Annotated in this window: 14 protein-coding genes; 13 read left to right on the forward strand and 1 reads right to left on the reverse strand. The window is 44.4% G+C overall.

From position 1 onward, the window contains the following. Window positions 1–3 precede the first annotated feature (3 nt). From FC51_RS08695 to FC51_RS08755, 13 genes are all read left to right on the forward strand, one after another. Window positions 4–852, forward strand: a complete 849-nt coding sequence (locus tag FC51_RS08695) for a DUF72 domain-containing protein (protein WP_057908954.1) — start codon at window positions 4–6, stop codon at window positions 850–852. Between the two features lie 157 nt (window positions 853–1009). Beyond that, on the forward strand, window positions 1010–3037 hold the full coding sequence (metG, locus tag FC51_RS08700; protein WP_057908953.1) for a methionine--tRNA ligase: 2028 nt from the start codon (window positions 1010–1012) through the stop codon (window positions 3035–3037). A 104-nt stretch (window positions 3038–3141) separates the two neighbouring features. After that, window positions 3142–3918, forward strand: a complete 777-nt coding sequence (locus FC51_RS08705; RefSeq protein WP_057908952.1) for a TatD family hydrolase — start codon at window positions 3142–3144, stop codon at window positions 3916–3918. Continuing rightward, window positions 3915–4481, forward strand: a complete 567-nt coding sequence (rnmV, locus tag FC51_RS08710) for a ribonuclease M5 (protein WP_057908951.1) — start codon at window positions 3915–3917, stop codon at window positions 4479–4481. Before FC51_RS08705 ends, rnmV begins: the two co-directional genes overlap by 4 nt. Continuing rightward, window positions 4474–5364, forward strand: coding sequence for a 16S rRNA (adenine(1518)-N(6)/adenine(1519)-N(6))-dimethyltransferase RsmA (gene rsmA, locus FC51_RS08715; protein WP_057911269.1), 891 nt, complete (start codon window positions 4474–4476; stop codon window positions 5362–5364). The genes rnmV and rsmA overlap by 8 nt, the downstream gene beginning before the upstream one ends. Window positions 5365–5461: 97 nt before the next feature. Continuing rightward, window positions 5462–5710: a Veg family protein gene (locus FC51_RS08720; RefSeq protein WP_057908949.1), complete on the forward strand. Its 249-nt coding sequence runs from the start codon at window positions 5462–5464 to the stop codon at window positions 5708–5710. A gap of 135 nt (window positions 5711–5845) precedes the next feature. Then, a complete protein-coding gene (gene ispE / locus FC51_RS08725) occupies window positions 5846–6715 on the forward strand; it encodes a 4-(cytidine 5'-diphospho)-2-C-methyl-D-erythritol kinase (protein WP_057908948.1) in 870 nt (289 codons plus the stop codon). A gap of 160 nt (window positions 6716–6875) precedes the next feature. After that, a complete protein-coding gene (locus tag FC51_RS08730) occupies window positions 6876–7559 on the forward strand; it encodes a metal ABC transporter ATP-binding protein (protein ID WP_057908947.1) in 684 nt (227 codons plus the stop codon). Continuing rightward, a complete protein-coding gene (locus FC51_RS08735; RefSeq protein ID WP_057908946.1) occupies window positions 7552–8355 on the forward strand; it encodes a metal ABC transporter permease in 804 nt (267 codons plus the stop codon). The genes FC51_RS08730 and FC51_RS08735 overlap by 8 nt, the downstream gene beginning before the upstream one ends. Before the next feature lie 90 nt (window positions 8356–8445). Further along, a complete protein-coding gene (purR, locus tag FC51_RS08740) occupies window positions 8446–9264 on the forward strand; it encodes a pur operon repressor (protein ID WP_075141224.1) in 819 nt (272 codons plus the stop codon). Between the two features lie 24 nt (window positions 9265–9288). Beyond that, window positions 9289–10665: a bifunctional UDP-N-acetylglucosamine diphosphorylase/glucosamine-1-phosphate N-acetyltransferase GlmU gene (glmU, locus tag FC51_RS08745; protein WP_057908945.1), complete on the forward strand. Its 1377-nt coding sequence runs from the start codon at window positions 9289–9291 to the stop codon at window positions 10663–10665. Window positions 10666–10742: 77 nt separating this feature from the next. After that, window positions 10743–11723, forward strand: a complete 981-nt coding sequence (locus tag FC51_RS08750) for a ribose-phosphate diphosphokinase (RefSeq protein WP_057908944.1) — start codon at window positions 10743–10745, stop codon at window positions 11721–11723. After that, window positions 11723–12088: a DUF3899 domain-containing protein gene (locus FC51_RS08755; RefSeq protein ID WP_057908943.1), complete on the forward strand. Its 366-nt coding sequence runs from the start codon at window positions 11723–11725 to the stop codon at window positions 12086–12088. The genes FC51_RS08750 and FC51_RS08755 overlap by 1 nt, the downstream gene beginning before the upstream one ends. Window positions 12089–12230: 142 nt before the next feature. Here FC51_RS08755 and yidA read toward each other — a convergent pair whose 3' ends face one another. Continuing rightward, window positions 12231–13037, reverse strand: coding sequence for a sugar-phosphatase (gene yidA / locus FC51_RS08760; protein ID WP_057908942.1), 807 nt, complete (start codon window positions 13035–13037; stop codon window positions 12231–12233). Window positions 13038–13051 lie beyond the last annotated feature (14 nt).

Genomic DNA, 13051 nt, shown 5'->3' on the forward strand with positions numbered 1-13051 from the left:
TGATTGATTACAATTGGACTCACAACGTTTTCCGATCATCCGGCTTTAATTGATGGCGCAAAACGCAAAGTCAGACTCACAGAATATAGTGCTCACTTTCCGGTGGTGGAATTGGATACGCCGTTTTATGCAATTCCCAAGTCAACGGTGATCGAAAATTGGTTGCATCAGGTTCCGAAGAATTTTCAGTTCATTTTGAAAGCCAACCGAGTGATGACGATGCATGATCAGGGTAGTTCAGAGCCGGTGGGCAACGAAGAGCGGCTGGTTGTCTTTAACGACTACAAACGCGCGATTGCCCCGCTAATGGCAACTCACCAGTTAAAGGCGGTCTTATTTCAGTTTCCGCCATACTTTGCCAGAAGCGTCGCGACCATTGAATATCTCCGCCGCATCAGTCTGTTAATGCAAGGGTATCCAATCGCCGTGGAATTTCGCAATTCAACTTGGTATGGGGATGAGATTACCAGGGATGTTGCCGGCTATTTAAAAGAACTGGGAATCACACTGGTGGCGGTGGACGAGCCGCACACCACCAATCGCGGCGTGCCATTTGAGCCTGTCGTGACCAGTTCAAAATTGGCATTGCTGAGACTTCACGGGCGAAACGTTTCGGGATGGACCGATCAATCCAGTGAGTGGCGAAGCAGGCGAACGTTATATCGGTATTCCGAAGCCGAACTTAGCGAATTTAAGCAAACGGTTCAAACGCTCAACGACCAGGTAGATGAAGTTTGCGTTATTTTCAACAATAATTCCGGCGGTGACGCGGCAGATAATGCCCTGCAGCTCAAGGAGATGCTCGGATTAACCTTTGGTGGGCTCGGGCCGCTTCAGATGAATTTGTTTTAACCGTTAATGGTGTGATCAATAGACTGCTCGTTCAGTGAGGTCGTTATTACTATGCAAAGTTTGGCGACGTGCAAATCTCATCGCCATTCTAAAAAATATTTGCTATACTTGATTGTATTAAATTAAAGATTAATTAAATGTGAAAAGAGGTACTTTCATGGCAGAAAGTAAGCCAACATTTTATATCACAACTCCTATCTATTATCCATCAGGAAAATTACATATTGGAAATTCATACACCACCATCGCGTGTGATGCCGAAGCCCGGTACAAACGCGCAATGGGCTACGACGTGTTTTTCCTGACTGGAACTGATGAACATGGGTTAAAGATCGAACAAAAAGCAGAACAGCTGGGCATGTCTCCCAAAGATTACGTTGACAAGATGGCAGGGTCCATCAAACAGCTTTGGAAAAAGTTGGAAATTTCCAACACGAAGTTTATTCGAACAACGGATGATTACCATGAAAAAGCAGTTGCCGATATTTTTCAACAACTGTTGGATCAAGGCGACATTTACCTTGGTGAATACACAGGTTGGTATTCGGTTTCCGATGAGGAGTACTTTACGGAAAGTCAACTCGCCGAAGTTTACCGTGATGATGACGGTAAGGTGATTGGCGGCAAGGCGCCTAGTGGCCACGAAGTTCAATTGGTCCACGAACAGTCTTATTTCTTCAAAATGAGTAAGTACGCTGACTGGTTGCGGACATATTACCAAGAGCATCCGGACTTTATTCAGCCTGCAACTCGAATGAACGAAATGATCAAAAACTTTATTGAACCCGGCTTGGAAGATTTGGCAGTTTCCCGGACAACCTTTACTTGGGGAGTGCCGGTTAAATCAGATCCCAAACACGTGGTTTATGTGTGGATTGACGCGTTGACCAACTATATCACCGCGTTAGGTTATGACGGAAAAGACAATACCAATTTCAAAAAGTATTGGCCAGCCGATGTTCAAATGGTTGGAAAAGAAATTGTCCGTTTCCACACGATTTATTGGCCAATCATTTTGCACGCACTTGGGTTACCACTACCCAAGACGGTTTATGGTCATGGCTGGTTGTTGATGAAAGACGGCAAGATGTCCAAGTCAAAGGGCAATGTGATTTATCCAGAAACGTTGGTTGACCGATACGGGCTGGACGCACTCAGGTACTACCTGTTGCGGGCAATGCCGTATGCCAATGACGGCTTGTTTACGCCGGAAGACTTTATTGACCGCTTGAACTTCGACTTGGCCAACGATCTGGGGAATTTGTTAAATCGGACCGTTTCGATGATTAATAAGTATGAAGATGGGATTATTCCAACCTTCAAATCAGGCGTTAATGAAGCAGATCATGAGCTTGAAGACACTGCTTCGGCCGTGATTACCAATTACCAACAGTTAATGGACGAGCTGCATTTTTCAGACGCATTGGCAGAAGCTTGGAAATTGGTTGCGCAAACCAATAAATATATTGACCAAACCGAACCTTGGAATTTGGCCAAAAATCCTGATGATAAAGAAAAACTTGATTCTGTGATGGCCCATTTGGCTGCCGGCTTACGTGTGATTGCCGAGCTGATCAGTCCGGTCATGACCCACGCACCGAAAGAAATCTTTACCCAGCTTGGGATTAAAGAAGACATTAACTTGAAGAACCTTCGATTTGAAGACGTGCCTGCCGGCGCAAAATGTGTGGCTAAAGGGACGCCAATCTTCCCACGGGTTGAAGTTGATGATGAAGTCGACTTCATCAAGCAGCAAATGACAAAGACAGATAAAGCCAAAGGTCGGGCTGCGATGAAGGAGGCTGCGGAAGCCGATTTTGATCCGGAAACAACCAATTTGAATTTGACTAAGAAGGAAGTTCGATTTGAAGCATTTGAAAAAATCGAACTGAAGGTTGCTGAAATTAAAGACGTCAACCGGGTTGAAGGTGCAGATAAACTGCTTCAATTTAGACTTGATGCCGGAGATGACGGCGATCGCCAGATTTTATCCGGGATTGCCCAGTGGTATCCGGATTATCAAAAATTAATTGGCAAAAAAGTGATCATTGTTTCGAATTTGAAGCCAAGAAAAATGCGTGGCCAGGTTAGCCAAGGGATGCTGCTATCAGTTGAACATAAAGATGGCAACGTTGAATTGGTTACAGTCGGCTCGCACCTCGAAAATGGGGTCACACTGGAATAAATCAAGTAGTTGTGGCAAGCTAATCGGAGTGAAAACTAGGGATTGGAAACAAGACGCAAGTTTTGTCACAATCCCTATTTTTATCGATGAACATGGAGTAAGAAATGAAAATTTTTGATTCACATACGCATTTAAATGATTCACAATTGTATCCACAAGCAGATCAGTACTTTCAACACGCTCAAAATTTGGGCGTCGTTAAGATTGCCAACGTGGGTTCTAACCAAAAGCTCAATGATTTATCACTCGAACTGGCGGCACAATATGACGACATGTATTCGATTATTGGTTGGCACCCGGAAGACTCGATTCACTATCATGAGGCTGAGGAGAAACTGCTGATTGAACAGCTCCAGAGTCCTAAAGTCGTTGCGTTAGGTGAAATCGGGCTCGATTATCACCAAACAACGTCTCCAAGAGAAGTCCAAAAACGCGTCTTCAAGCGTCAAATTGATATTGCCAAGCAATTGCACCTGCCGATTTCGATTCATAACCGGGATGCGTTTGAAGATACCTACGCCATTCTTAAAGAAATGGACGTTTCGGATATTCGTGGCGTGATGCACAGTTTTAATGGGGATGTTGAATGGCTTAAAAAGTTTCTGGATTTGGGGATGCTGGTTTCTTATAGCGGTGTTGCCAGCTTCAAGAAGACCCACGAGGTTCACGACGCCGTCAGAAACACTCCGTTTGATGAGATGCTGGTCGAAACGGATGCACCATATTTGGCACCGGAGCCCATGCGCGGTAAACAAAATGAGCCGGCGTACACGCTGTACACGGTTGAAGCGATTGCCAGAATTTGTGATGTTAATCCGGACGTCATTGCTGATCACACCTATCACAACGCACTGAGATTATTTGGAATTGAGGATAAATGAAAAAAATTAAAGAAGTGATTGTCGTTGAAGGAAAAGACGACACGAAACGAATTCAAAGAGCAGTTGATGCCGATACGATCGAGACGAGGGGATCAGCGATTCCAGATGAAACTTTGGATCTGATTAAAAAGGTTGCCGAAACTCGGGGAATCATTGTGTTTACCGATCCGGATTTTTCCGGCGAAAAAATTCGCAAAACAATTTCAGCTGAAGTTCCCAATGCAAAGCACGCATTTATTACCAAGAAGCAGGGGGTTCCCAACCGATCTGACGGGTCACTTGGCGTAGAGCATGCCAGTATCGAGTCAATTCGTGAGGCGCTCAGCAAAGTTTACACGGAAGATGATTCGGCCGCCGAGTTGATTTCTAGAGAAGAACTGATGCATGAAGGCCTAATGGGCAATCCAAGCGCCAAAAAACGGCGGGAACAACTTGGCGAGCTGTTACGAATCGGCTACGTCAATGGCAAGCAGCTGCAACACCGGCTGCGAATGTTTGGCATTACCCGTGACCAGTTTTTGGCTGCTGTTAAGCAGATTGATAAGGAGGATTCAAATGACTGAATACCCACAAATTGCCAGTCCAACGCGGACCCAAGCGATTTTGAACCAGTATCATCTGTCAGCTAAGAAGAGCCTCGGTCAAAATTTCTTGACTGATTTAGATGTCTTAGACAACATTGTTGAAGCGGCTCAGATTCCCAAGGATGATAACGTGATTGAGATTGGGCCTGGAATTGGCGGCTTGACGGAGCAGCTGGCTAAAGCAGCCAACAAAGTTTTGGGGTTTGAAATTGATGCCAACTTGTTGCCGGTTTTAAGCGAAACTTTGGCACCGTACGATAACATAAAAATTATCAATCAGGATATTTTAAAAGCAAATTTACCTGAAATTATTTCACAGGAATTTGATGCTAATAAATCCCTGAAAGTTGTTGCCAATCTCCCATATTACATTACGACGCCGATTGTGATGAATCTGATTGCCGGTCAGGTGACCTTTGACGCGATTGTTGTCATGATGCAAAAAGAGGTCGCCGAACGACTGACGGCCGTGCCTTCAACAAAGCCGTATGGGTCTTTGTCTGTGATTGTCCAAGAATTAAACGATGTCGAAATTTCGTTTATTGTCCCAAAGACGGCCTTTATCCCGCAACCCAAAGTTGATTCAGCGATTGTGAAGCTGTCACCGAAAACTGACCGGAAAGTCACGCCTTTCGACTCGAAAATATTTATTAGTTTTGTCAGGGGATGCTTCATGCATCAGCGGAAGACACTTTGGAATAATTTACAGGGTGTTTTTGGTAAAACGCCTGAAAGGAAAGCAGCGATTAAGGAAGTTTTAAACCAGGTCGCAATTGATCCAAGTGATCGGCCGGAAAGTCTCACCGTGGAGCAGTTTGTCGCGATGGCAAATGCCTTTCATACTTCGACAAATCTAATCTAATTCTCATCGTTCTATTGTTGTCAGATGACCTGATTTGTGGTAAAAATTGCTTTTCTATTACTCATGTGGTATAATTAGCCATCGTGAGGTGAATAGGATGCCAGTGACTTTATCTGTGATTAAGCATAAGATGGACGATCATATCGGCCAGCATGTACTCGTAACTTCTCAAATCGGGAGAAGAAAGACGACTAAACGAACGGGAATTTTGAGGGAAACGTTCCCGGCTGTTTTTGTTGTCGAATTAGACCCGGGGAAGGCCAACTTCGAGCGCGTATCATACAGTTATACTGATATTTTAACCAAAAATATTGAAGTTGACTTTGATCATATCCAGGCAGTCTAATGCCATCTTGTTGGATAATCAATTTGGGCCCGCGAGGCCTTTTTGTTTTACCCAAATCCAACTTATTCACTGACATTTTATTAATAATTTAGTATAATTTTGTTATTAGTGAATGAGTGGAGGGGGCGAGGCGAATTGAAAATGATTATGCGGGCACCGGCTAAGTTAAACTTAGGGCTGGATGTCCCCTTTATTCATGCTGACGGGACAATTGAGTGGCGGATGGTCATGACTTCGATTGGATTAAGTGATCACGTCCAGGTGGCCACTCAAAATTCCCGGTCGATTACCATCCGCTCCGATAGTGGCTTTTTGCCGAATGATAAACGTAATCTGGCGTATCAAGCTGCCCACCTGTTTTTACAACAAATGAATATCAAGTCCGGTTTGGATATTGTCATCGAAAAAAACATTCCGGTTGCTGCTGGGCTCGGTGGCGGCTCATCTGATGCAGCCGCCGTGTTGCGGGCCCTTAATTGCATTTTTGAAACCAACCTATCGTTGGCCGAACTCGCCCGTTTGGGTCTGCACGTGGATTCCGATGTTCCTTACTGTGTGTATAGCAGAACCGCGCTTGTTAGTGGCCGGGGAGAAGTGGTGACCCCGCTTAACAAATTACCGAAGATGTGGTTTGTTCTTGCCAAGCCCAATGTGAGTGTATCGACACCCAAAATTTTGAAACGACTAGCTCATACCGAGATCACGCATCCAAATATTGACGCCTTATTAATGGGGATTGAATCAGCAAACTACGATCAAATCACCGAAAATATTGGCAATTCATTAGAAGTTATCACGGCTGCCAGTCATCCACAGATTGCCACGCTCAAGCGGCGATTGATTGAGTACGGCGCGGATGGTTCTGAAATGAGCGGAAGTGGGCCAACTGTTTTTGGGATTTGTCGCACAGAATCGCGTGCTCATCGGGTTTACAACAGCATTTCCGGATTTTGCAACGAAGCTTATATTGCCCAGCCGGAATGCGAGACGGATCCGGTTATTTAACCGACAAACGGATATCATTAACAACATAGGGTTGCCAGCAAAACTTAAGTTTTGTTCAAGCAACCCTTTTTATGTGCTGACAGCGATTGACAAAAATTTGTTTTCATCTAAACTAAAATAGTAATAATTACTTTTTACAAAGTTGCGGAGGTCGTTTCATTTGAATGAAACATTAATTTCAGTAGAACAATTATCGTTAAGCTTTCCGAATCATCTAGTGCTCTCAGATTTGAGCTTCAAGGTCCACCGCGGTGAGTTTTTAGGGATTATCGGCGAAAACGGGGTAGGAAAAACGACCCTTGTCCGACTTATCTTAGAGCAGTTAAGGCCATCAGCCGGTAAAATCAACATCAAGCCAGGTCTCAAAATTGGCTACGTCCCTCAATTTCGAAACGTGGATGTTGAATACCCATTATCAATTGAAGATTTTATCTCGCTGAACTTTACCGGAATTAAGCTGCCCTGGTTGTCTCGAAAAGAAAAGGCAAAGGTTCAATCTGTGATCAAGCAGGTGAACCTGGACCACATTGCAAAACGGCCGCTTGGATTGGCATCCGGTGGTGAAAAGCAAAAGGCTTATCTGGCACAAGCACTCATTAACGATCCTGACCTGTTAATTCTCGATGAATCAACGGCCAGTTTGGATCCAAATACCAAGCGGGAACTGTTGGATGTCGTCCTTCGACTAAACAAGGAGCTTGGGTTGACCGTGATCTTTGTTTCTCATGATATGCAAGTCATTCACGAGTATCCGGATCACTTCCTTTGGTTGACCAAACAAGGATACACGCAAGGCCCAATTGATGAGCTGCATAATGATTCAAAGGAGGGCGAATATGTTTAGTCTTGAATTTATGCAAAACGCCTATTTGGCGGGGACGTTGATTGCAATTGTCAGTGGCATCATGGGCGTCTTCGTGGTTGCACGAAATATGCCCTTTATGACGCACACACTTTCTGAAATCGGCTTTGCGGGCGCGGCTTTTGGTATTTTTATCGGCTGGACGCCTTTGAACGGGATGCTGGCGTTTACGACCGTCAGTTCAATTTTGGTGGGTGAACTCAGCGGCGCCGTTGAATCTCGTCGTGAGTCAGTGATTAGTGCCATTTCTGGGTTATTTATTGGGCTGGGAATTTTATTTTTGTCACTTTCCAACAAGAATTCCAGTTACGCCACCAATATTTTATTTGGAAGCGTCATTGGGATCAGCCATCAAGAAGTTGTCCAAATGGCTTCGCTGTCCGTACTCGTGTTAATCGTCTTATTCGTCATTTTTAGAAACTTGAAGGACGACTCGTTCGACGCTGTCGGTGCCAAAACAAATCACATTCACAGTGCCTTGATTTCAATTATTTTCTTAGTCTTACTGGCATTTAGTGTCAGTGTTGCCGCGCAGATTGTCGGTTCACTCTTGATTTTTGTGCTGCTGACATTGCCGGCTGCCAGTTCGAAATATTTCGCCCATACCGTGATTCAAATGATGTTATTGGCAATCGCCTTTGCTCTTTTTGGTGTTTGGTTTGGCCTTTATCTGGGATATGTTACCAACTGGCCGGTAACCTTTTTCATTGCCACAATTGAAGCAGTTATTTACGCTTCGGCATTACTGTATAATTCGATTAGTAATAAGAGTCGTTAAAATTTGGACTAATTTTGTATGTTAATTCCCTAAAGCCGAACTATTTATGATAAAATCAAATAGATATTACATAAACTCGAGGTGGAATTTTTGAAAGTAAGAAGAAGTGATCGACTGATCGATATGACGCGTTACTTACTTGAACGGCCGCATACGCTGGTCCCTTTGACCTTTTTTGCGGATCGCTATGAGTCGGCCAAGTCTTCAATCAGCGAAGATTTAACAATATTAAAACGAACATTTCAAAATCGTGGAACTGGTCTACTTGAAACAATTCCTGGTGCTGCTGGCGGTACCAGGTTTTTGCCGTATATCTTAAAAGAAGAGGCGCAAGAAGTCGTCAATCAGCTGATTGCTGAGATGTCTTCAGATGCCCGTTATCTTCCGGGGGGCTACGTTTATATGTCTGATTTATTGGGCAGTCCGGCCACGTTGCGACAAATTGGCCGAATTTTTGCGACCCAATATTTAAACCAAAACGTCGACGCCGTCATGACGATTGCGACCAAGGGTGTTCCAATTGCGCAAAGCGTTGCGGACTTCTTGAACGTGCCGTTTGTGATTGTTCGACACGATACTGAAATCACCGAAGGATCAACGGTCAACGTCAACTATGTATCTGGTTCTTCGACTCGAATCGAAAAAATGTCGTTGTCCAAACGCAGTCTGAAGCCTGATTCAAACGTGTTAATCGTTGACGATTATATGCGTGGCGGCGGAACCGTTGGGGGCATGATTTCAATGGTCGACGAATTTGATGCTAATTTGATTGGTGTCGGTGTGGTTGCTGAAAGCACTGCGCCAAACGGTCGAACGATTGGTGACTATACCTCACTCATGAGAGTGGACGCTGAAAACAATACTGTAGTTTCCCAACCAGGAAATTACCTTGATAAAATTTTTAATTAGAAAAGCATTGGGGAGACATAAATAATGGCAACAAAAAACACAATCATACTAGCCGCCGGCAAAGGCACCCGAATGAAGTCAAAACTTTATAAGGTGCTGCACCGCCTATGCGGCAAAACAATGGTTGATCACGTTTTAACGGCAGTTGAGAAGGCCAATATGGATAATGTTGTGACGATTGTCGGCTTTGGGGCTGACGCCGTCCGTCAAAATCTGGGGAACCGAACACAGTATGCCGTCCAAGAAAAGCAGTTGGGGACCGGACACGCTGTTTTACAGGCCGAAAAATTATTGGGCAACTTAGATGGGATGACGATGGTTGTCAGTGGCGATACACCATTGTTGACAACCAAAACCTTTAATGACCTGTTTACCTACCACCAAAATAAAAAGGCAAAAGCCACGATTTTAACTTCCAAAGCGCCTGATCCAACCGGTTATGGCCGGATTGTCCGCAATGACTTGGGAATTGTTGAAAAAATCGTTGAACAAAAAGATGCCACCCGTGAAGAACAGGCAATCGATGAAATTAACACCGGTGTCTATGTTTTCGACAACAAGGCGTTGTTTGATGCTTTACATCAGTTGACCAATGATAATGCCCAGGGTGAGTATTATTTGACTGACGTCATCGAAATTTTGAAATCGGAGGGCGAAACGATTGCCGCATACAAGATGGATGATTTCGATGAATCTATGGGTGTCAACGATCGAATTGCGTTGGCTCGGGCAACTAAAATTATGCGGACCCGGATTAACCGCCAACACATGATGGATGGAATCTCAATGATTGACCCGGAACGGACCTACATCGATGCCGGTGTTAAGATTGGCGCTGACACCATTATTGAACCCGGCGTCCAGCTCAAAGGCAACACGGTTATCGGCAGCAATTGTTATATTGGCGCCAACTCTGAAATTCGCGACTCAATTCTGCACGATCACGTGAAAGTGACGTCTTCGTTAATTGAATCGTCCGAAATGATGGACCACTCGGATATCGGTCCCAACAGTCATTTGCGGCCCGAGGCACGGATTGGCAAACACGTTCATTTGGGTAACTTTGTTGAAATTAAAAAGGCTTCAATTGGCGAAGGCACCAAGGTTGGCCATTTGACATACGTTGGTAACGCCAAGCTTGGCAAAAACATCAACGTTGGCTGTGGGGTTATTTTCGCCAATTACGACGGTGCTCATAAGCATGACGTCACGGTTGGCGACGATTCATTTATCGGCAGCAACTCCAATTTAATTGCGCCACTTGAAGTTGCCGACCATTCATTTATTGCTGCTGGATCCACCATTAACAAGACGGTTAATCAGTACGATATGGCCATCGCCCGCGCACGTCAGACAAACAAAGCCGGCTATTTTAAAAAGTTGCCGTATCAGAAAGATTAACTCTGATTTTTAATTAAAACATTGTATAATTAAGTCATTGGGATAAAGAGTTAACAAAAAACATATTGGAGGATCATATGGCTCAGCAATATTTTGATTCGAAACTAAAGATTTTCGCGCTGAATTCTAATCGGCCCTTGGCTGAAAAAATTGCTCAAACTGTTGGTGTACCTTTGGGTAAAACGTCGGTTGATCGTTTCAGCGATGGTGAAATTCGAATAAACATTGACGAAAGTATCCGCGGTGATAATATATTTATTATCCAGTCGACATCCGCTCCGGTTAATGATAACTTGATGGAGCTGCTCATTATGGTTGATGCTTTGAGAAGAGCCAGTGCCGGAACAATTAATGTGGTCATTCCGTATTACGGTTATGCCCGTCAAGATCGAAAAGCCCGTTCCCGCGAGCCAATTACCGCTAAGTTGGTGGCGAATATGTTACAAACAGACGGCGTCGATCGGTTGGTTGCACTGGATCTTCATGCCGCTCAAATCCAAGGATTCTTCGATATTCCTGTTGATCATTTGATGGGCGCCCCGTTACTTGCTGACCACTTTATTAAGCAGGGATTTGGCAGTAATGACGTCGTTGTTTCACCTGATCACGGTGGTGTTTCCAGAGCACGCGCTTTGGCCGAATTCTTAAAGGCACCGATTGCCATCATTGATAAACGCCGTCCGCGCGCAAACGTTGCTGAAATCATGAATATCATCGGTGATGTGAAAGGCAAACGCTGTCTGATGATCGATGATATGATTGATACGGCCGGAACAATTACCTTGGGTGCTCAAGCACTGATGGATGCCGGCGCAAGCGAAGTTTATGCCTGCTGCACGCACCCGGTTCTTTCCGGGCCTGCAATTGATCGAATTCAAAAGTCACCGATTAAACAGTTGGTAGTGACCGATACGATCCAATTAACCAAAGAAAAGCAAGTTGACAAGATTGAACAGGTTTCCGTTGGGCCATTGATTGGTGACGCGATTAAGCGGATTAATGAAAATAAGCCGGTTAGCCCGTTATTCAATAATCGATTTCGTGGTGCCGAGAATTAATGATTGAGTTGATTAAAAAGTCACCGATCTGGTCTTCAATTATTGCGCTTGCGATCATCAATATTTTGGCGATTTTGTTTCGATTGCCAAAAATGTTAATTGGAAACATTGACTTTTTAGTTGGCCTGTTTCTGATTGTGCTTGGATCAATTTTTATTGTTGGAGCTGGTCATTTATTCACTGGCTGGCGCTTTCATATCCGAAAGAAAAGTGATCTGGAAGCTGAAAACGACCCGAAGCATCCTAAAGCCCGGGAAGTGGCGTCAATTAAGAACCAACCGATCAGAGTGAACCGGTACGCCAAGTTTTGTTTGGCAACCGGGGGCTTCCTGATCGCGTTGGGTGTCATTTTAACCAGTATTTAACGTTTTGAATAGTTAAAGAAGAGGTCAAACGCAAATTTTCATTTTGCGTTTGACCTCTTCTTTTTGTTTGCGATGAAGCTGGAAAAGTCTCAGCTTTTAACTCAGCCATGCCATTATCTGGCTTAAACGGACGACAAGCGATCTAGTTAACGTACTTATTAATGGCAAACGCAACCCCATCTTCGGAGTTGGGCTTGGTCACAAATTGAGCCGCTTGTTTAACCTCGTCAATGGCGTTTCCCATGGCGACGCCTAATCCTGCGTATTTCACCATGGTTAAGTCGTTGCCTTGGTCGCCGATTGCCATGACGTTGTCTTCTGTTAAGTTCAATTGAGCAGCAAGTTCGCCCAAAGTCTTACCCTTGCTGGCTTGTTTGTTCATCATCTCGATGAAAAACGGTTCAGTTTGAACAACGTACATTTTTTCCTTGAGGCTCGCTGGAATTAACGCCTTTGCCTTGGTAATCTGATCAGGAAAATCAACGAACATCGCCTTTGACATGACCAGATCCCTGGGAATTTCTTCCGGAGATCTGAACTTAATCGGTAATCGGACCAAGAAACTTTCAGCAATACCGTAAGGATTGGTGTCCCGATTCGTGGTATAAATGCTGTCGGTTGTTTCAATTTGGTAATGCACGTTGAGCTTTCGACTCAGCATTTCTGTCTCTAAAAAATCATCGTAAGTAATGGTGTGGTTGACCATGACGTTGCCGTCCAGGCTTTGGGCCATGGCACCATTGAAGGTAATTGCAAATTCCGACTTACCGGTGATTTCAAGCTTATCTAAATATGGTTGAACGCCGCTTAACGGGCGGCCGGTACACAAGACAACTTTGACGCCCTTTTGTTTTGCCAGTTGAATGGCGTCAATGGTTGCCTGAGCTAATTCGTTTTTTTCGTTCAGAAGCGTTCCATCAATGTCGATGGCAATTAATTTGATGTCCATAGGGGTTACTCTCC

The sequence above is a fragment of the Lentilactobacillus parabuchneri DSM 5707 = NBRC 107865 genome, from assembly GCF_001435315.1.
GTDB lineage: Bacteria > Bacillota > Bacilli > Lactobacillales > Lactobacillaceae > Lentilactobacillus > Lentilactobacillus parabuchneri.